Origin of the sequence: Candidatus Tisiphia endosymbiont of Melanophora roralis, assembly GCF_964026575.1 — a bacterium.
In the GTDB taxonomy this organism is placed as follows: Bacteria; Pseudomonadota; Alphaproteobacteria; order Rickettsiales; family Rickettsiaceae; genus Tisiphia.
This window is the reverse complement of sequence record NZ_OZ032161.1, coordinates 19,172-39,704: the sequence shown is the minus strand read 5'-3', so window position 1 is coordinate 39,704 and position 20,533 is coordinate 19,172. Positions and strand designations below refer to the sequence as shown.

The following is a 20,533-nucleotide window of genomic DNA, read 5'->3' as shown; positions in this document are numbered from 1 at the left end:
GGTATAGCTATATTTCTCTCTTATTATCTTTAGTCTTTAAAAGATCTTGTTTTAATTTTAAGTTATTATTTTTACTAATAATAGATCTATAAACTTGCAGATTTTCCAAAACACGTTGAGCATAATTTCTAGTTTCATAATATGGTATTAGTTCAATCCAATCAATTATTTGTCGTAAATTTTTAAAGTCACGAGGATCACCAAACAGATTAATCCATCTTGTGATTCTACAAGGACCAGCATTATAAGCTGCAATGGCTAAAAGATAATTACCATTATATAGTTGTAAGTATTCTTTAAAATGATTAGTACCTAGCATAATATTATATTTAGGGTCAGTAGTTAATTTTTTAATATGACATTTACAGCCAATAGATTTAGCAATATCACAAGTTTGTCTTTCTAAAACTTGCATTAGACCCTTAGCGTTGGCTGTACTAATTACGTATTGATTAAAAACCGATTCCTGTCTCATAATACTGTATGTTAAAGCTGGTTCTAGGGGGCTATTTTTTACTGCCTTAGTATAAGGGGTAGGGAAAGCATAATCCTTAATAAAAGTATGATATTGACAAGCAGTTTTTGCTACCTCTACTGTATGATAAGTATTGCCCCTTGTACTAATTATATCGGTAATTAATAAAATCTCAGAGGGTTTTGATGATTTTTCAATAGCCGTTTTAGCATATAACAGAGCTAAATCATGTTTACCATATTTAATTAGATATTTTATGGCTCTAATAATTTCACTATTTTCATTATTATGCTTAGTGGAGGTAGGCTTTTGTGGTAAAATAGGGTGATGCCTGTTAATTTCTATATTAGCCAATTGCCCATAAAAAGTATAAGAATATTTACTCGCCATATGATAAAATTTATTCGCTTGCTCTTTATCCCCTTTGGCTTCGTAGGTTCTAGCTAACCAATATTGCCCCCTTGATACGCTTAATGGCTTGGCTGCAACTTTCATAAATTTGTTAAAATGACTTAAAGCAATGTCAGGCTTATGCAAAAATCTAAGGGCAAGCCAGCCACTAAGCCATTCTGCTTCTCTTACATGTTCGGGATCAACAGTAATTGGCATGCTAATTATCTTATAACTACTAGCAAAATCTTTCTGATCAATAAATTCTCTAGCATAATAAGATTGCACACGAGCCCAACAGGCGGAATGTATTTTATCTTGCTTTACTTTTTTAAATAGAGCAATAGTTTGGCTGGTAGGAACCTGTTGTTTCTTGGAATCCAAATAGTGAAATAATAAAGCTGGGGTATAATATTTTTCTGATACTTCTTGAAACAGTTTCTCACTATCACTGGATTTATTTAATATAGCAATTTGAGCAATAAAATTTTGTTTATAGCCATTACTCACATAATGCATATATTTTTTTGCACTACACGTGTTCCCTGCCCATAAATATTCATCCATTTTTTTTACATGATCTTCTTCACACAATATATTTTTGAAATTACTCAAATAGTTGCTTTCTTCTGCTTGCGTGAAGACCCCATAAATCCAACCATTTTTTATAATCTTTGCTAATTTTTGTGGATCTTTAATTAATTTTCTACTGGCTAAAGCATAAAATTTATAGCCTAAGGCAGTAATTGGTTCGTTTCCACTAAACCAGTTTACAATTAAAGCTTGGTCTGTGTCATAGTTTAAATATTGTTCTGCCATCTCTTTTAGTTTGTCGACTTGTGGCCAGTGGGGATTGTTTTGTATAAATTTTATTATCTCTTCAAAGCTATTTTTCTTATAATTCGGGTCTAAGAATCTTTGAGACATAATAATTTTGATTAAGGCTTTATCTTTTGAAGACTTTGCCATCTTCTCACAATCTTGCCATGCTTTTTTGTCTAAATGTATAAAAGTTTCTTTAATACAATCTAATGCCATTGACTCTGATATTAATAAATTTAGAATGATTAAAACTATTGACAGTATTGTTGGAATTCTCATAATCGGCAGTGGATAAATTAAATTATTATGGTATTATTATGAATAGAGCATTTGTCTTTCCAGGTCAAGGGTCACAAATGGTTGGTATGGGGAAAGAATTCTACGATAACTTTCAGGTGGCAAAAGAAACATTTGAAATTGTTGATGATACTCTTGGAAGAAAATTAAGTCATATTGTTTTTAATGGACCAAGTGAAGATTTAACTTTGACTATCAATGCTCAACCAGCACTAATGGCAGTGTCTATGGCAATATTGAATGTCATTAAACAACAAACAAATAGAAATATTACTAACCTGTGTTTATATGTTGCAGGTCATTCTTTAGGAGAATATAGTGCATTATGTGCAGTGGAAAGTATAGATATACAAGTAACTACCCAATTGCTAGCAATACGTAGTAAGTCTATGCAAGAGGCTTATCCAGTAGGTGAAGGTTCAATGGCGGCGTGTATAGGTATTCCTCTAGAAAAGCTTGAAAAGATCGTAAAAGAGTTTACTAACCTTGATATAGCCAACGATAATATAGACGGACAAATAGTCATCAGTGGTGAAACTATAGCAGTGGAGCAGGTAATATCTATCGTAAAAGATTTGGGCTATAAAGCTATTAAATTGAATGTAAGTAGTCCTTTTCATTGTAGTTTGATGAAGTCAGCAGAAGAGCAAATGGCAAAGGCTTTAGACGAAGTAGTAATTAATAAACCGTTTGTTCCGGTGGTACAAAATGTTACAGCCAAACCAACAACTAACCCTATAGAGATAAAACAAAACTTAATTTCCCAAATTTGCGGTAGGGTGAGGTGGCGCCAAACTTTAAACGAATTGGAAAATCTGAAAATAGAGCAAATAGTTGAAATAGGTGCAGGTAAGGTTCTGACGAACATGCTAAAGAAAACTGACCATAAATTTGATTTGATTAATGTTTCGAGTCTTGTAGAATTAGAAAAATTTTTAAAAATTGTGTGATTATGGTATTAGTGCTAAGACAAAAATCTGCTATGATCTCAATTAAATTAAAAAAATAAGATAATATAATAATGGCAACGCAAGCAAATACTAAATTTCCTATAAAGATTGATAAGAAACGAGATGATTTACTGACTAATTTTGGCAAAGCAGTTCTAAAAGATAGATACTTACTAGCCGGAGAGGGGTTTCAAGATCTATTTGCTAGAGTAGCTAGCTATTATGCTGATAATGCAGAGTCAGCCCAGCAATTATATGAGTACATAAGCAAGTTGTGGTTTATGCCAGCTACACCGGTTCTTAGTAACGGTGGAACTGACAGAGGGATGCCTATCTCTTGTTTTTTAAATGAAACAGATGATAGTTTAGAAGGTATTGTAGATCTTTGGACTGAGAATGTTTGGTTAGCCTCACGTGGTGGTGGTATAGGAAGCTATTGGGGCAATGTTCGTTCTATTAATGAGGCAATTAAAGGCAAAGGTACTTCTTCTGGCATTATTCCATTTGTCAAGGTTGTTGATTCTATGACTTTAGCTATTTCTCAAGGGTCAATTAGACGTGGCAGTGCTGCTATATATTTACCAATTGATCACCCTGAAATTGAGGAATTCATAGATTTAAGACGCCATACTGGTGGTGATACTAATCGTAAAGCTTTAAATATGCATCACGGCATAGCTGTAACAGATGCATTTATGCAAGCAGTTGAGAGTGATGAAAATTTTCCATTAATCAGCCCTGCTACTAAAAAAGTTGTACGTGAAGTTAAGGCTAGAGATTTGTGGGTTAAGTTACTAACTACTAGAATAGAAACTGGAGAACCCTATATTTTATTTATTGATACTGTCAATAAATATATTCCGCAGCATCATAAAAAACTTGGGTTACAGGTAAAAACTTCTAATCTTTGTAGCGAGATTACCCTGCCAACTGGCACTGATCATTTGGGTAAGGTTAGAACCGCTGTGTGTTGTTTGTCTTCTGTAAATTTAGAATATTTTGATGATTGGCAAAATGACCCCGAGTTTATTCCTACTGTAATGCGTTTTTTAGATAATGTACTTGAAGATTTTATTACTAAAGCACCTAGTACCATGGAGCGAGCTAAATATTCAGCAATGCGTGAACGTAGCGTAGGGTTAGGTGTTATGGGTTTTCACTCATTCCTACAATTAAAGGATGTACCAATAGAGTCGGTAATGGCAAAGGTTTGGAATAATCAAATATTTGAACATATTCATAAAGAAGTTGATAAAGCTTCAGTAGTTCTATCTGATGAACGTGGTGCTTGCCTCGATGCAGCTGAAGTAGGTATTAACGAACGGTTTAGTAATAAAACAGCTATTGCTCCTACGGCATCAATCTCTATTATTGCTGGCAATAGTTCGCCTGGAATTGAACCATTTGCTGCTAATAGTTTTGTCCAAAAGACTCTTACTGGATCTTTTAATGTACGTAACAAATATTTAGAAAAGCTGTTAAGCACTAAAGGTTTTAATAATGAGCAGGTTTGGTCATCAATTGCAACTCATGAAGGCTCAGTTCAACATCTAACCTTTTTATCCAACCATGAAAAAGATGTTTTCAGAACTGCTTATGAGATTGATCAAAATTGGCTTATTGATCTAGCAGCAGATAGGACACCACATATTTCACAATCTCAATCTCTAAATGTTTTCTTAGCAGGTAATGTAAGTAAGATGTATTTAAATAATATCCATTTTAGAGCTTGGAAAAAAGGGGTTAAGAGTTTATATTATTGTAGATCAACCTCAATTCAAAGAGCTGATAAAGTATCACACGATGTCAAGAAAGCGGATTTTCAAGATATTGAAAGAGATAATAAGAAAAAACAAGAAAAAGAAGTTGTATCTTATGATGAATGTTTATCCTGTCAGTAATGAATATACGCGAATTCGGGATAAGAATTTATCAATTCTTATCCCAAATTCGGTGAAATTATAGATTGCTTCGTCGACCTACGGTCTCCACAACTGTTGAAAGTTAAAAAATCGTCTATTAGCGAAGCACTGTTGTAAGGCTTAAACCGTCATTGCGAGCGTAAGCGAAGCAATCTAGGAAACAATCTATAGATAAATGATGTTACTGGATTGCTTCGTCGGCCTTACAGCCTCCTCGCTAATAGACGTTTTATAGTAGTATACTTAAAAAGGAAATATAATATGTCTTTACTTAATGCCAGTCCAATCTACAAACCATTTTCTTATCCATGGGCTTATGAAGCGTGGCATATTCAACAACGAATTCATTGGTTACCAGAGGAAGTGCCGCTAGCTGATGATCTAAAAGACTGGAAATATAATTTAAGTCCAGGAGAAAAACATTTATTAACTCAAATATTTCGTTTCTTTACTCAAGCTGATATTGAAGTAAATAATTGTTATATGAAACATTACTCCAGGGTATTTAAGCCAACGGAAGTACTGATGATGTTATCAGCGTTTTCTAATATGGAAACAATTCATATTGCTGCTTATTCTCATCTGCTTGATACCGTAGGTATGCCAGAAACTGAATATTCAGCATTTCTCAAATATAGAGAAATGAAAGATAAATACGACTATATGCAGCGTTTCGGTGTAGAAACTAAAGAAGATATTGCTACTACTTTAGCAATATTTGGGGCATTTACTGAAGGATTACAACTATTTGCTTCATTTGTTATTTTACTTAATTTTCCTCGTTTTAATAAAATGAAAGGTATGGGGCAAATTATTAGTTGGTCAGTAAGGGATGAGACGTTACATACTGATTCTATCATTATGTTATTTAAAACTTTTATTAGAGAAAACCCTGAAGTATGGACTGAAGAGCTTCGTAGCCGTCTTTATGAAGCGTGTGCTACTATTGTGCATTTTGAAGATGCCTTTATTGAACTGGCGTTTGAAGTTGGTGGTATTGAAGGGCTGACAGCTAGAGAAGTAAGACAATATATTCGTTATATTGCCGATCGCAGATTAATGCAGCTTGGGCTTAAAGAGATTTATTTAATTGATACTAATCCGTTGCCTTGGCTTGATGAAATCTTAAACGGTGCTGAACATACTAATTTCTTTGAAGGAAGGGTGACCGAATATACCAAAGCTGCAACTACTGGATCGTGGGAAGATGTATTTGCTGAGATGGATGATAGGAAGAGTGGTACGACTTCTTAATGTGTTCTTGCTGGATTATTAGGTTTTCTACTAATGCGTGATACGTGGTCTACCATATTTGGGGGTTTTGGTGTTGGGACTTTAGCTTTAGGTAAAATCTTTTCCTCCTTAGGTGGTTTGTTAATTGTTGTGTCAAAATCGCTAAATAAACTTGTCTGAGTTTGAGGATTTATTTTATTTTTAGCAGGATCACCAGTAATAACGTTTTTTATATAAGACAGGATGAATCGACCGCAATTTATATTATCAGCTATTTTTTGATGACCTAGATATGATGATTTAAAGGTAACTCTATCTTTTCCAAATGTTTCTTCTAGTGAGTCTCTAATTGGTTTTAGTGGGTAGAAACGGCTAAGCCATCCTTTGGAATCCTGATGATGAGATGTTATATTGCCAGCATTATCTTTATTAAGTTCTAAATATGTGAAGTGTTTCCTTGTCAGAAGTCCAAAAAAATATTTGTTAGACTGACAAATAGGAATTATTGCTTTCTTCCAGTTAGGATTTTGGTTTAATACTCCAAGTGTATCCTTTAATGGGGCTGCAGTTGTTGTAAGCGTACTACCTTTTTGAGCATCATGAGATGGGACAGTGATATAATTATTGTCATTTTTAAGATAATAATTGATTTTATTCTCAGGATTACCCGGATTTTCATACGTCTCTGCTGATAGTGTATATCCTTGCTTTCTAGATAAATCTTTCAAGACATTATATACCTGAGTAGGCTTATATGCCATGTATGGCTCAATTTCTTTCCGATCTTTCATTTCATTCCCTATAATATTCTATGGATATATATTAGTGGTAAATAAAATAATAGTATATTAAAATGACTGCAAAAAAATAAATGTTTTATAGATAGATGTTTTTAACATCATTTGAGTGTTAAAACAATTTTTGTTATTAGTGCAAGATATAAATAATAGTATAATAGAATATAATTGGGAGAATAAAATAATTATGAGTATTGAAATTATAGTTCCATCTCTTGGAGAGTCTGTATCAGAAGCGGCTATTGCTAAATGGCATAAAAAACAAGGAGATGTAGTAAAAGTGGATGAGCTACTTTTAGAACTTGAGACAGAGAAAGTTACGTTAGCAGTACATGCACTTTCCTCTGGTGTAATAAGCAAAATACTTAAGAATGAGGGCGATACAGTATATGTGGGTGAGAGCGTAGGACAAATTACCGAAGGAGCAGTTTCTAGTGTAGCTTCACCTAGTACACTAGACAAAGAGATACAACAACAACCTGCAAGTATAAACAAGATTGATGTTCCGCCCTCGGTGCAAAGATTAGTGAGCGAAAATAAACTGCAATTAGCTGACATAAAAGGTACTGGTCGAGAAGGCAGAGTGACCAAGGGAGATGTACTAGAGTTCATAAATACCCCGCCTGCAAAAGAAACAGAATTACCTGTTATAAACAATGTTATAGCCAATGTTGTACGGGCAAATGAAGGGATGGTTGAGCGTGTTAAAATGCCACGTCTTCGTAAAACTATAGCAGATCGTTTGAAACAATCACAAAATACTGCAGCTATTCTAACTACTTTTAATGAAATTGATATGTTGAAAGTTATTAATTTGCGTATGCAGTATCGTGAAGAGTTTGAGAAGAAGCATGGCGTTAAGCTGGGATTTATGTCATTTTTTGTAAAAGCTACTATTGAAGCTCTTAAAGCAGTTCCATCGGTAAACGCCGAGATAGAAGGGGATGAGATTCTGTATAAGAATTATTATGATATTGGTGTTGCAGTAGGGACAGAGCAAGGTCTAGTAGTGCCAATAGTTAGGCAGGCTGACAAATTGAGTTTTGCTAAGGTTGAGAAAGAAATTGCTGGTTTGGGTAAAAAGGCTAGAGAAGGAAAATTATCTATGTCTGATTTATCAGGTGGAACATTTACCATTTCAAATGGCGGTGTTTATGGATCACTATTATCAACTCCGATTATTAACCCTCCTCAATCCGGTATTTTAGGCCTTCACAAGACCGAAGAAAGACCAGTAGTGGTTAATGGTAAGATAGAAATACGTCCCATGATGTACATTGCTTTATCTTATGATCATCGTATTATTGATGGCAAAGAAGCAGTTACTTTTCTTGTAAAAATAAAGGGATTGATTGAGAATCCTGAGAAATTGTTATTAAATCTTTAATACAAAGAAGGAGTATAAGTTATGGTGAAAAATAAACCTGTTTTCTATGATCTCGCTGTTAAGATTGAAAAATTTCGTCCTACTAGCGAGGATATAAAGGATTATATCACAGCTCAGCATGCAGTTTTAGCAGATGATCCCAAGGGAGGTTTAAGCCTTAACCAGTATTTAAAGGAAAAATATTTTTCAGATAATAATGTAGTAGTAGTAGCAGATTTATCAGATAGGACTTTTAGTAGATCTGATAATGTAATAGACCTAAGCGGAGGAGATTTTACTGGTTGTATATTTAAAAATACTACTTTTACAGGATGTAATTTAGCTGATGCGGTGTTTTGTGATGTTGATTTTGACAATGCTTATTTCGAAGATACTGTCTTAAGAAGCGTAGATTTCAGAGGAGCTGACCTTGCTAATTGTAGGTTTTCTGATAGCTATAAAGGATACTCTCAAACAGATAAATCGAAAGATATTGATGGTATAAAATTTAGTACTACTCATGTTTTAGGCAGGAAATATGCTGATATAAAAAGTACTTCGGTACGAGAAAAAGAACAACAAGATCTTATAGATAATAAAAAAACAGAATTAGACAATGCATATAAGAGCTTGAGTTATCCACAAGCTATATTGGTTAAGGCGGGATTTAAAACTAAAAACCAGGAATATGATAGGTTACAAGAAGAACTAACGTTAATGACTGAGAAAAAGACATTTCCTAAAAAAGATAATCCAATGCACGAAACATTTAAGAATATTTTTGGTAGTAGGTGTAGTTTTGATCCAGCTTACATACGTGGGTCAACTAAGAGTCAGAGAGATGGAGAAGTACAATATGTGCGTCTTACTCGCAATGATGTAGTGGAGTATTTAGAAATAAGGAAAAGCAATAAGGATTTAAGTTTAAATGATTTTGCTAAAACCAAATTAGAGCCATCGAAGATAAAATTAACAGCAAGAATTGTTGCAGATTGTTCACCTAAAGTTAGTGCTTCTTTCATGAGGGGAGCTGTTGTTAACAATAATGCATTGCCTGGCAGAGTTGATTTATCTGGTTTAGATTTCTCAGGAGCAGACTTGCGGGGTGCTGTATTTGCAGGAGCTGATTTATCTAGAGCTATTTTTAAGGAAGCTAATATTAGTGAAGCGAGTTTTGAGAGTGCAGAACTTGTAGGAGCTAATTTTTTAGGCTCTAAAGCAGATAACGCGAATTTTTTTAATAGTAATTTAAGTCAGGCAGTCGTTGATAATAGTCAGTTTACACATGCTTTTATGGCTCGTTCTAATGGTCAAGAGGTTGTGATAAATAACTCCAACTTTGATTATGCGAATATAAAAAATGGTAAATGGAATAACGCAAAATTGACTGATTCAACATTTAATCAGGCAGATTTGCAAGGTATTTCTTTAATCTCAGCAGATTTACGAAGAATACAAATGCAGCATGCAATATTAGATAAAGCTGTTTTAACAGAGTGTCAAATTATAGAGAGTGATTTGTCTAATGCTTTGATGGAAAAGGCTGAAGCACATAAAGCAAAATTTAAAGATACTATATTGCAGAACATAGAAGCAAAAGGATTAGATTTGTCGGATGCTGAGTTAAGTGGTTTGACTAAGCTGGATGGAGCGGATTTAGAAGCAGCTATTCTAAGAAGGATTAATGCTGAAGGAGTGAATTTTATTAATGCCAATCTAAATATGGTGGAAGCACAAAAGGCGAATTTCAGAAATGCAATTTTAGAAGGAGTAGAGGTCAAATTTGCTAACTTAACAGAGGCGGTTTTGGAAGGAGCGAAGGCTAAAGGAATCAATGCAAGTTATAGTATACTAAAAAAAGTTCATGCACAAAAGGCTGATTTCTCGAATAGCATAATGAGGAGTATTGACGCTCAGGAAGGTGATTTTACCGAAGTAATATTCATGAATGGTGATCTTACAAAATCAAAATTGCAGCAAGCGATATTGGAAAAAGTACAAGCAGAAAAGGTTAAGTTAGAAGGGGTTAATTTACGTGCGGCAAAGTTAGCTAAGGCTGATTTGTCTAAAGCTATGGTCGATATTGATACTGATATTGTGGACGTAAATTTGATTGGTTTACAAGGCACATTCATTCAGAATGGTCAAGAAATTATCCCGCAGAAGTTTCAAGAAGAGCAAAAACAATTGGAGCAAGTAAAAAAAGAGGAGCAATTAGAATTAACATTAGAGAATTTACCTCACATCGCTGTAGGTTTATTAAAAGAGACAGGGACATTTCTTCTTGATATTGCTACTATAGTACCTTCAGCTATTAGGAATCCGCTGGATACAAAGAAGCTATTATATGATGAGCTATATGCTGATTTCCTGAAATTTCAAGAAGTGAGTGAAAAATTATTAAGTGATAAGTTGCTAATTGAAGAAAGGCAAAAATTACAAAAAGAACAAGTAGAGCATGTATCTAATCTAATCAAAGGAGCTGGTTCAGTGGTTGATATATATATTCCTGCTCTGAATGAAGCACGATCTGATCTATTAAAAGATCAGATCGCTCAGCGTGTTTTGTTGCCAGTTTTAGGAGCTGTGTTAAATCCCGCTCCAATGATTTCACCTACAGAAGCTAGTAGAGTTAATCCTGATATATTTGATGGAGTAGATAAAAATTTTATTAGAAGGATAGTGCCGTTGGTGCTAAAATTAGGAGGTGGCATATTAGAAGGAGAATCAAATAAAAAAGTACAAGAAATTTATAAGAATCTAATAATTTCTAACAAAAATTCAGGGAGTGATATCATTAAAAATGCTTTGGAAATCTTCATTAACCCTAAAGTAGCAGAAGTAGTTAAGAAAGATTTAGTTGAGTTTTTACGTGATCCAGCTAATCAAAAGGAAATTACCAAAATTGCTGAGAATGTTCTAGACGATAAATTTACTAGATTTGTGTCAAAAGAATTTTTTAGGGATACTGTATCACTGGCAACTAATGCAAGTAGCACGATATTAGAGCATACTCCTGAAATGGTCATGATCTATGAGTTCTATATGAAACATCAAGATTTGGGCTTGGAATTATTGACTAATAAAAATTTATCTCCAACTCGAAAAGAAGAAATAATAGGAACGCAAAAAGCCATGATATTGTCTATTTTAGATAATACTAGTAAGGTTGTTCAAGATCTAGCTCCTGCCTTAAAATCAACTCTACCACAATATTTTGCTGATAATAAAAAGAATATTTTAGAATTTTTGGATAAAACAGAAGTGCAGCAAAATATAAGATATCTTGGTCTGAATCCTAAATTTGTACGTGATGCAACAGCAGCAACTATTCCATTTATTGTTGATGTTTTACCGATAATAGCAGAACTTACTGAAAATTGTTTAGCAGACAAAGAGGGGTTAGAGCGAATCATTGAGCAAACTAAAGATGTTATGAACGTACCTGAATCCAAACAAGCAGAAAAAGTTGGTAAATTAGTAAACTCTCTTATTAAGTTTAATAAGGATAATCCTAAGGTTAAAGAAGTTTTTCAAGAAAAAATACCTGAGCTTTTAATAAAACATGCTAAAGACCTTGGTCCTGTGGTTGAGAAATTTTTAAACGAAACCGAGATGGGTAAAAAACTAAAACTAAAAGGTGAAGCAATTGTTAAAGCGCTAGGGGATCATGCTAAGGAAGTAGGAACAATAACGGCTTCATATAAGAAGGGAGAATATAGTGCAATGGTTCGTCCATTGATTAATTTGTTATCTGATACAAAAGTTCTAAGTTTAGCTGTAGGAGCTACTGTTAACCTTTGGAAGTATAATTTTCAAAAACATTTTGTGTCTAATTCAACACGTGAAAAAGTAATTGGTGAAAAAATGAACCAAATTATTGAAGATGTCTTGCCAAATCCTCTTGTGATAGCTAAGTCGGACAAGAAAATAGATTTATCTTCCATCTTTCAGGAGCAGGCTGAGAAATATAGTCGAAATAATTCATCTGACTATTCACCGATACTTGATTATTCCTTAAATAATAAAGATTTGAGAGGATTATCTTTTGAAAAAGTAGATATGAAATTAGATGATTTTGAAATTAAAGGATTTAATTTTAATGAAGTGACATTAGGAAAATGTTCTCTGAAAAATGCTGAATTGAAAGAATGCTCTTTTAAGAGAGTTACTTTTAAAGAACATATAGATTTTGAAGGAGCTACCATTGATGGTAATACTTTAACTACACTTCTTCCGGAAATTAAAAAATATAATAAAAAACATCCGGAAAAAACAATGAATTTAGATAATATAAGAGTTGTTGGGAATATAAGCGAAGAAGTTAAATCAAATCCTTTGCTAAAAAATGTAGATTTGCATAAAGCTACTATAAAAAAAATAGAAGTTGTTCCACCAGTACCTAAAGCAAGTCAAACAATATCGTCAAATGAACATAGAGAAAGATATGATAGAAATGCTAACAAAGAAAGACAAACAAATCTGTTAATCAGATAAAATAATGTTTGACATTGTTCTGAATAATCGGTATAAAACTTCACACAGGGCAAAAATCCTGTAGCTGTTTGAAAAGTTGATAAAACTGAAAACTAAATACCTACTACGATAATAAAAATTTATGATCGTGAGTGGATACTGTAAAATAGCAGAATTAGTTCTGTACACATCGTACAATCTCAAGCTTTAAAAGAATCAAAGTAAATAAAATAAGAGCATTTGGTGGATGCCTTGGCACTAGAAGGCGATGAAGGACGTAATACGCTGCGATAAGCTTCGGGGAGCTGCGAATAAGCTTTGATCCGAAGATTTCCGAATGGGGAAACCCACCTGCTTAGCAGGTATCGTATAGTGAATACATAGCTATGCGAAGCAAACCCAGTGAACTGAAATATCTCAGTAGCTGGAGGAAAGGACATCAACCGAGACTCCGTTAGTAGTGACGAGCGAACGCGGACTAGGCCAGTGGCTTCAGAATAAAAACTAGAACAACATGGAAAGGTTGGCCATAGAGGGTGATAGCCCCTTATAGGTAAAAAGTTTTGGAGTCCTTGAGTAAGGCGGGACACGTGAAATCCTGTTTGAACATAGGGGGACCACCCTCTAAGCCTAAGTACTCTCTAGTGACCGATAGTGAACAAGTACCGTGAGGGAAAGGTGAAAAGAACCCCGATAAGGGGAGTGAAATAGACCTGAAACCGAATGCTTACAAGCAGTCGGAGCAGACATTGAGTTTTAAAGCTCGTTTATATGTTCTGTGACGGCGTACCTTTTGTATAATGGGTCAGCGACTTAGTTTATCTAGCAAGCTTAAGCCGTTAGGTGTAGGCGTAGCGAAAGCGAGTCTGAATAGGGCGACTTTAGTTAGATGAATTAGACCCGAAACCGAGTGATCTAGCCATGGCCAGGTTGAAGGTGGAGTAATATCCGCTGAAGGACCGAACCCACTACTGTTGAAAAAGTAGGGGATGAGTTGTGGCTAGGGGTGAAAGGCCAATCAAACTCGGATATAGCTGGTTCTCCGCGAAATCTATTTAGGTAGAGCGTTATAGCGATTACCGTCGAAGGTAGAGCACTGGATGAGCTAGGGGGTCCTACAGACTTACCAAACTCAACCAAACTCCGAATGTCGACGAGTACAGCATAGCAGACAGACTGTAGGTGCTAAGGTCCATAGTCGAGAGGGAAAAAGCCCAGACCGCCATCTAAGGTCCCTAAATCATGACTAAGTGTTAAAGGATGTGAGAAAACCAAAACAACTAGGATGTTGGCTTAGAAGCAGCCATCATTTAAAGAAAGCGTAATAGCTCACTAGTCTAAATAAGTTTTCTTGCGCCAACAATGTAACGGGGCTCAAGTCATGTACCGAAGATGCGGATTTGTACTTTAATAGTGCAAATGGTAGCGGAGCGTTCCGTAGGCCTGTGAAGGTGAACTGTGAAGTTTGCTGGAGGTATCGGAAGTGAGAATGCTGACATAAGTAGCGATAAAGAATGTGAGAAACATTCTCGCCGAAAGTCCAAGGGTTTCTGCGTAAAGTTAATCTGCGCAGGCTTAGTCGGCCCCTAAGGTGAGGCTGAAAGGCGTAATCGATGGGAATCAGGTTAATATTCCTGAACCTGAGGGATGTGACGGAGATAGTAAATTGTATACGCTTATTGGATTGCGTGTGCAGTGAATATTTTCCAGGAAATAACACCCTCATTAAAGACCGTACCCTAAACCGACACAGGTGGACAGGTAGAGTATACCTAGGCGCTTGAGAGAACGATGCTGAAGGAACTAGGCAAATTGCATCTGTAACTTCGGGAGAAGGATGACCTGTAAATGGGCAACCATTTATAGGTGGCACAAACTAGGGGGTAGCGACTGTTTATTAAAAACACAGGGCTCTGCAAAGTCAATAGACGAAGTATAGGGTCTGACGCCTGCCCAGTGCTGGAAGATTAAGAGGAGGGGTGCAAGCTCTGAATTGAAGTCCCAGTGAACGGCGGCCGTAACTATGACGGTCCTAAGGTAGCGAAATTCCTTGTCGGGTAAGTTCCGACCCGCACGAATGGCGTAACGATTTCCCCGCTGTCTCCAGTATCGACTCAGCGAAATTGAATTCTCCGTGAAGATGCGGAGTTCCCGCGGTTAGACGGAAAGACCCCGTGAACCTTTACTATAGCTTTGCACTGGTATTAGGAATTAGATGTGCAGGATAGGTGGGAGACTATGAAGTGGTGGCGCAAGCCACTGTGGAGTCATCCTTGAGATACCACCCTTTTGATTCTTGATATCTAACCGCGATCCTTGAATCAGGATCCGAGACAATGCATGGTGGGTAGTTTGACTGGGGCGGTCGCCTCCCAAAGAGTAACGGAGGCGCACGATGGTTAGCTCAGGTTGGTCGGAAATCAACTATTAGAGTGCAATGGCATAAGCTAGCCTGACTGCGAGTCTGACAAGACGAGCAGAGACGAAAGTCGGTCATAGTGATCCGGTGGTCCCGAGTGGAAGGGCCATCGCTCAACGAATAAAAGGTACTCCGGGGATAACAGGCTGATGATTTCCAAGCGTCCATAGCGACGAAATCGTTTGGCACCTCGATGTCGGCTCATCACATCCTGGGGCTGGAGAAGGTCCCAAGGGTTCGGCTGTTCGCCGATTAAAGTGGTACGTGAGCTGGGTTTAGAACGTCGTGAGACAGTTTGGTCCCTATCTGCCGTGGGTGTAGGAAGTTTGAGAGGATCTGCCTTTAGTACGAGAGGACCGAGGTGGACGTACCTCTGGTGGACCAGTTGTCGCGCCAGCGGCATAGCTGGGTAGCTAAGTACGGAAGGGATAACCGCTGAATGCATCTAAGCGGGAAACCCACCTCAAAACTAGACTTCCCTATCAGAGCCGTGGAAGACCACCACGTTGATAGGCCAGGTGTGGAAGCACGGTAACGTGTGTAGCTAACTGGTACTAATAGCTCGATTGTTTTACTTTGCTGAGGTTGTACTTGTGTACAGCATTAATTCTGCAGGAAACATAAAAAGGGTTTCAGTTTTATCAACAACTCAAATTTTAGACCTATTTTGAAATTAGGGTTCTATGAATAAATGTCTCAAAAAGTCTATTATACAAAAAAATTTGTATTGCTAGCTTGGTGGTTATAGCACGAGTGAAACACCCGATCCCATACCGAACTCGAACGTGAAACCTCGTAGTGCTGATGGTACTATGCCCTGAGGCATGGGAGAGTAAGTTGCTGCCAAGCTTGCAATGCAAATTTTTTATGAAGACCATATACACTCAAATGATTCTACGAATTGGATTTGAAAATGAGGGGTAAACTAAAGTAATACGTGAGTTCCTGATGTTTTTAAAAAACAATTCTTAAAAGCATAAGAGTATACAAATTGTCATTAGACATTTGTTTTGTGTTCCAATGCTCCAAATCATTTAACTACTCTTGCAAGCAAGTCTTTTAAAAAGTAAGTTTTAAAAAATCAACTAAATTATCTACTAACAATAATCCATATTATTTGATAAAATTAGAACAAAAAGAAGGAGGTAATATGAACAATATTAACACTAAGTTTTACATACTACTAGTAATACTACTTGGTATATTCACTTATTCATTAAATCTTTTTAATAAAATATCTCAGTGTTCTTTAGTATTTGTGTTTTTAGCTGTAACTGCAAATATTATATCTGAACTATATGGTAGGAAAAAAGCTTGGATTGCTGTAACGTTGTGTATAATAGTAAGCTTTTGTTTGTTATGGGACTTCAATTATTATATTCATGGTCGTGTTATTAATGGAATTATACTTGTATCTTTTGTATCTATATTGTTATCAACATATTGTAGTACAAGTGTATTTGTACAACTCAAGTCAACATGTTCTTTGGATACAAGAAATTTTGCTGGTTTAATGATGGGTGCGGTTGTAGATGGCATTGTGATGTCAGGATTTTTTGTAAATATATTCTCTACAAGTAGAGTTTTGTCGATGTTTTTAAAAGAAGTATTATTTAAATGTGCATATTCATTAACAGTTTATATATGTATATTTTTGGGGTCATTTTTAGTCCAAAAAGTATATTGCAATAATAGGAGTACCCGCGAACTGAAGAATTTTTGAGTAAGAAATATAGCTGAGTATACTGCTATGATTTCAAGAGTTGGTAGACGATGTAATCAAAATCATGATAGTGGCGGGAATTACCGAGGGACTAGGTTGGTGAGTACCGCTAGATAATAACGATGCAATTCTTGATTTTCTATTCTAGAGTATATATACTCAAATGATATTAAAGGGTGTTGGCAAAGTAGTAATAAAGTAAAATTATCGTCATATTTTGAGAATATATTATATAATTTTACTTTTTTACTTATTTTGTTGGCAATTTAACTAAAGAATTACTTAAAAATTTGCTTTATATAGCATTTATATGACTTTGCTAACATCCTATATACCTAACCCAATGATCTCTTAGCTAAAAGCGATGTCATTTCCACTTTTGCAGGAATGACATCGATAGTAGTTAAGATTATATTTATACCAACTATTGGTACGGTTCTTAAATTGCCCTGATCAAATCTAACGGAATTAACTATATCATAACTTATTTAAACAGGAATAATGTGTATAAATTTATAGACTTGTTTTGCGGTATTGGTGGATTTAGGATTGCTTTAGAAGGAAAAGGAATGGAGTGTGTTTTTTCTTCAGATATAGATAAGGATATTCAAGAAACTTATGTAAAAAATTTCGGAGAAAGACCTTATGGCGATTTAAATGAAATCTCAGAAAAAAAAATACCAAAACACGATATTCTATGTGCAGGTTTTCCTTGTCAACCCTTTAGTATTTCTGGTAAGCAATTGGGATTAAAAGGCAGTAACGGAAGATTATTTTATGAAATAATTAGAATCGCCCAATATCATAAACCATATGTTTTATTGCTTGAGAACGTCAAAAATATAATTAATATTGATAATGGATCGGTAATTAAAACAATAGATATAAAATTGGATGAAATTGGTTATAAAGTTTATAGGCATATTCTAAATTCTTCTTTTTTTGGTATACCTCAATCAAGAGAAAGGGTTTATTTTGTTTGTTTACGTAAAGATTACGATAATGATCTAAAATTTAAATATTTACCGCCAAAAGAAACTTTTGCAAAAGTTTATTTGGATGATATTTTAGAAGAAAAAGTTGATGATAGTTTATATATTAAAAGAGATGACATAGTAATAGATGGCAATAAAGAAATTGAAAGAAATTTAAGACCTCTAAGAATTGGTTATGTTAATAAAGGCGGTCAAGGAGAAAGAATCTATAGCCCCTTGGGACATGCAATAACTCTTTCCGCTTTTGGTGGAGGAGTAGGTGCAAGAACTGGCTTATATTTAATTAATAATAGAATTAGACGATTATCAGTTAATGAATGTAAAAACTTAATGGGATTTCCAAAAAATCACCATGTTATAGAAGGGATAAAAGGTTATCAACAGCTTGGCAATGCTGTTATACCAAAGATGATCAGTAATATTTATGATTCAATTGGAATATCATAATTATGAATAGAAATGCTTATATAGGAAAAAATGTTGAGGTTCTGTTTAAAAATAGCATAGGAGATCATCAAAAAATCATACAAAAAATTCAAGAAAACTTTAAAATACAAGGAAACTTCATAACTGCGATTTGTAGTGGAGTACATAATGAAAAAGTAGATGTAAAAATGGAATTTTCTTGTGGGAGAAATATTGATGCCAATATAAAGGCTTTTAAGACTGGTTTAAATCAACTAACAAGAACCACACCTGAAAAGTTCTGCGAAAAATTTAATTTGGATTGCTTAACGTGGTTGCAAAATCTACTTGTTGAAAAAGCCAAAAGAGGAGCTACAAAATATGATTTTTTTCCAAAAAGTGAAAAAGAGAAAGCAGTATTAATATTTAAACCTATTGTAAAAGATATAGTGGAATGGTCTATGTCTTATAAAAAATCTCGAGAAATACTAGTACTATACGATAGACAAGAAAGTATTATGCATATTTATTCAATGAAAAATATTTTAAAACATTTAAAATATGACATATCTTTTACATCTAAAGGTGGTAATTTGCTTATTGGTAATTTGATAACTTTTAAAAGAAAAGGGGGAAATGGTAAGTTATGTTCGCATAAAATAAAAACCGACCCAACTCACCCAGGTAATAACATTCAATTGCAACTGAGAATGTATGAATTTATAAAAGAAATGAAAAATTATGAGTTAGGTAATTACGTTATCTAAATTTAAATTCCTTAAAGTGAAAATTACTTGGAAAAAATAAAATATTTATTAGAATGATCGCGGTAGGAATCACCGGTAGTTATGCTTCAGGGAAAACTTTTGTCTTAAATTATTTAGCTAATCTAGGATTTATAACTTTTTCTGCTGACGAATATGTTAAGAACCTATACGAAGAGTCAGAAATACAAAATATGGTTCTTAACTTACTACCTGATCTAAAAAGCTTTGATAAAAGAAAAATTGCAGAGCTAATCTATGCTAATGATTCAGCAAGAAACAAACTGCAAAATTTTATTCATCCATTTGTAGTGGAAAGTTTGTTTCTTTTTAAACAGCAAAATAGTAAATCAGAGATTACATTTGCTGAAATACCATTACTTTTTGAAGCTGGATTTGATCAATATTTTGATTTTTATGTTACAACATTCTGCTCAGAAGAATCTAGATTAAAACGTGCAATGTCTAGAGAGGCTTTTAATTTAACAGCTTATAATAAAATAGCACAAATTCAATTGCCACAACAGATTAAAATAGAAAAAGCAGATTTTGTTATTAATACTGATGTTAATCTAGTAGATTTAGATAAACAAATAACTCAACTAATAAAAAAATTAAAATGCAGCAATTAAGAGAAGTAATTTTAGATACTGAGACAACTGGTTTAGATCCCAAAAGTGGTCACCGAATTGTTGAAATTGGTGCTATTGAGATGGTTAATAAAGTTCTAACCGGCAAACATTTTCATTTTTATATTAATCCAAAGCGAGATATGCCGACGGAAGCTTATCGAATACATGGCATATCGGGGGAATTTTTAAAAGACAAACCACTTTTTGAAGAAATTGTTGACGACTTCCTAGGGTTTATTAACAATAGCAGGCTTATTATACATAATGCAACATTCGATATTAAGTTTATTAATTATGAGTTATCTCTGCTTAAAAGACCTTCTACAGAGTATTTAGAACTTTCCAATGTTACCGATACTCTTGCTTTAGCTCGGAAGATGTTTCCTGGAATGAAAGCTAATCTTGACGCATTATGTAAAAGATATAAAATTGACAATTCTTCACGTAAGTTGCATGGGGCACTTAAAGATGCGGCATTACTGGCAGAAGTTTATGTTGAACTTACTGGAGGTAGGCAAATAAGTTTCAATATTAATAGCCAAAAGGCACAAAATATAGACGAGTTAGTGGTTCAAACTACTATGACAAATAAAAAAAATACTATAGTTATCAAACCAACTAAGGAAGAGTTACAAAAACATAAAGAGTTTTTGTCAAAAATTCTTTCTCCAATTTGGTTGTAGAACCAGTGTGTGAAAGTGAGAATGACATATATACTCTTCTGCTTTGAAGAATTGGTTTCGTAAAACTGCGTGGTATTCGCGTACTCACGTCTCATCTTCTAGACGAAAAAGTGCTTAAAACACCTAAAGAATGAGGTTTATAAGGATTTTGCTATAAGATTTGTAGTCATGTAAACGATATTTT

The 20,533-nt window shown here is 34.6% G+C and carries 12 protein-coding genes and 2 rRNA genes; 12 read left to right on the top strand and 2 right to left on the bottom strand.

Translation table 11 applies throughout. The features are described 5' to 3' along the window. Positions 1 to 7: 7 nt before the first annotated feature. Positions 8 to 1,969, bottom strand: a complete 1,962-nt coding sequence (locus AAGD53_RS00175) for a lytic transglycosylase domain-containing protein (RefSeq protein ID WP_410521121.1) — start codon at positions 1,967 to 1,969, stop codon at positions 8 to 10. A gap of 35 nt (positions 1,970 to 2,004) precedes the next feature. On the opposite strand from AAGD53_RS00175, the gene fabD reads away from it, so the two are divergent. The 3 genes from fabD to AAGD53_RS00160 all read left to right on the top strand — a co-directional run bounded on the left by fabD (position 2,005) and on the right by AAGD53_RS00160 (position 6,110). Continuing rightward, positions 2,005 to 2,934, top strand: a complete 930-nt coding sequence (fabD, locus tag AAGD53_RS00170; RefSeq protein ID WP_341762820.1) for an ACP S-malonyltransferase — start codon at positions 2,005 to 2,007, stop codon at positions 2,932 to 2,934. Between the two features lie 71 nt (positions 2,935 to 3,005). Beyond that, positions 3,006 to 4,835 carry a ribonucleoside-diphosphate reductase subunit alpha gene (locus AAGD53_RS00165; RefSeq protein ID WP_341762819.1) on the top strand — a complete coding sequence of 610 codons (1,830 nt, stop codon included), beginning with the start codon at positions 3,006 to 3,008 and terminating at the stop codon, positions 4,833 to 4,835. A 282-nt stretch (positions 4,836 to 5,117) separates the two neighbouring features. Continuing rightward, the gene (locus tag AAGD53_RS00160; RefSeq protein ID WP_341762818.1) at positions 5,118 to 6,110 is read left to right on the top strand and encodes a ribonucleotide-diphosphate reductase subunit beta; all 993 of its coding nucleotides are present in this window, start codon (positions 5,118 to 5,120) and stop codon (positions 6,108 to 6,110) included. Here AAGD53_RS00160 and AAGD53_RS00155 read toward each other — a convergent pair. Next, positions 6,107 to 6,880 carry a hypothetical protein gene (locus tag AAGD53_RS00155; protein ID WP_341762817.1) on the bottom strand — a complete coding sequence of 258 codons (774 nt, stop codon included), beginning with the start codon at positions 6,878 to 6,880 and terminating at the stop codon, positions 6,107 to 6,109. The two genes, AAGD53_RS00160 and AAGD53_RS00155, sit on opposite strands and share 4 nt — an antisense overlap. Positions 6,881 to 7,073: 193 nt before the next feature. On the opposite strand from AAGD53_RS00155, the gene odhB reads away from it, so the two are divergent. The 9 genes from odhB to dnaQ all read left to right on the top strand — a co-directional run bounded on the left by odhB (position 7,074) and on the right by dnaQ (position 20,349). Continuing rightward, positions 7,074 to 8,273 carry a 2-oxoglutarate dehydrogenase complex dihydrolipoyllysine-residue succinyltransferase gene (odhB, locus tag AAGD53_RS00150; protein WP_341762816.1) on the top strand — a complete coding sequence of 400 codons (1,200 nt, stop codon included), beginning with the start codon at positions 7,074 to 7,076 and terminating at the stop codon, positions 8,271 to 8,273. Between the two features lie 21 nt (positions 8,274 to 8,294). Next, entirely contained in the window at positions 8,295 to 12,749 is a 4,455-nt protein-coding gene (locus AAGD53_RS00145; protein ID WP_341762815.1) for a pentapeptide repeat-containing protein, read from the top strand. 198 nt (positions 12,750 to 12,947) lie between these two features. Further along, positions 12,948 to 15,726: ribosomal RNA gene (locus tag AAGD53_RS00140) — 23S ribosomal RNA — on the top strand. Between the two features lie 155 nt (positions 15,727 to 15,881). Next, positions 15,882 to 15,996 (top strand): 5S ribosomal RNA (gene rrf / locus AAGD53_RS00135). 301 nt (positions 15,997 to 16,297) lie between these two features. After that, positions 16,298 to 16,870: a VUT family protein gene (locus tag AAGD53_RS00130; protein WP_341762814.1), complete on the top strand. Its 573-nt coding sequence runs from the start codon at positions 16,298 to 16,300 to the stop codon at positions 16,868 to 16,870. Between the two features lie 503 nt (positions 16,871 to 17,373). Continuing rightward, on the top strand, positions 17,374 to 18,312 hold the full coding sequence (locus tag AAGD53_RS00125; protein WP_341751424.1) for a DNA cytosine methyltransferase: 939 nt from the start codon (positions 17,374 to 17,376) through the stop codon (positions 18,310 to 18,312). 2 nt (positions 18,313 to 18,314) lie between these two features. After that, positions 18,315 to 19,037 carry a hypothetical protein gene (locus tag AAGD53_RS00120; protein ID WP_341762813.1) on the top strand — a complete coding sequence of 241 codons (723 nt, stop codon included), beginning with the start codon at positions 18,315 to 18,317 and terminating at the stop codon, positions 19,035 to 19,037. A 53-nt stretch (positions 19,038 to 19,090) separates the two neighbouring features. After that, positions 19,091 to 19,666: a dephospho-CoA kinase gene (gene coaE / locus AAGD53_RS00115; RefSeq protein ID WP_341762812.1), complete on the top strand. Its 576-nt coding sequence runs from the start codon at positions 19,091 to 19,093 to the stop codon at positions 19,664 to 19,666. After that, complete coding sequence (gene dnaQ / locus AAGD53_RS00110) at positions 19,654 to 20,349, top strand: DNA polymerase III subunit epsilon (protein WP_341762811.1); 696 nt, start codon at positions 19,654 to 19,656, stop codon at positions 20,347 to 20,349. The genes coaE and dnaQ overlap by 13 nt, the downstream gene beginning before the upstream one ends. Positions 20,350 to 20,533: the final 184 nt, after the last annotated feature.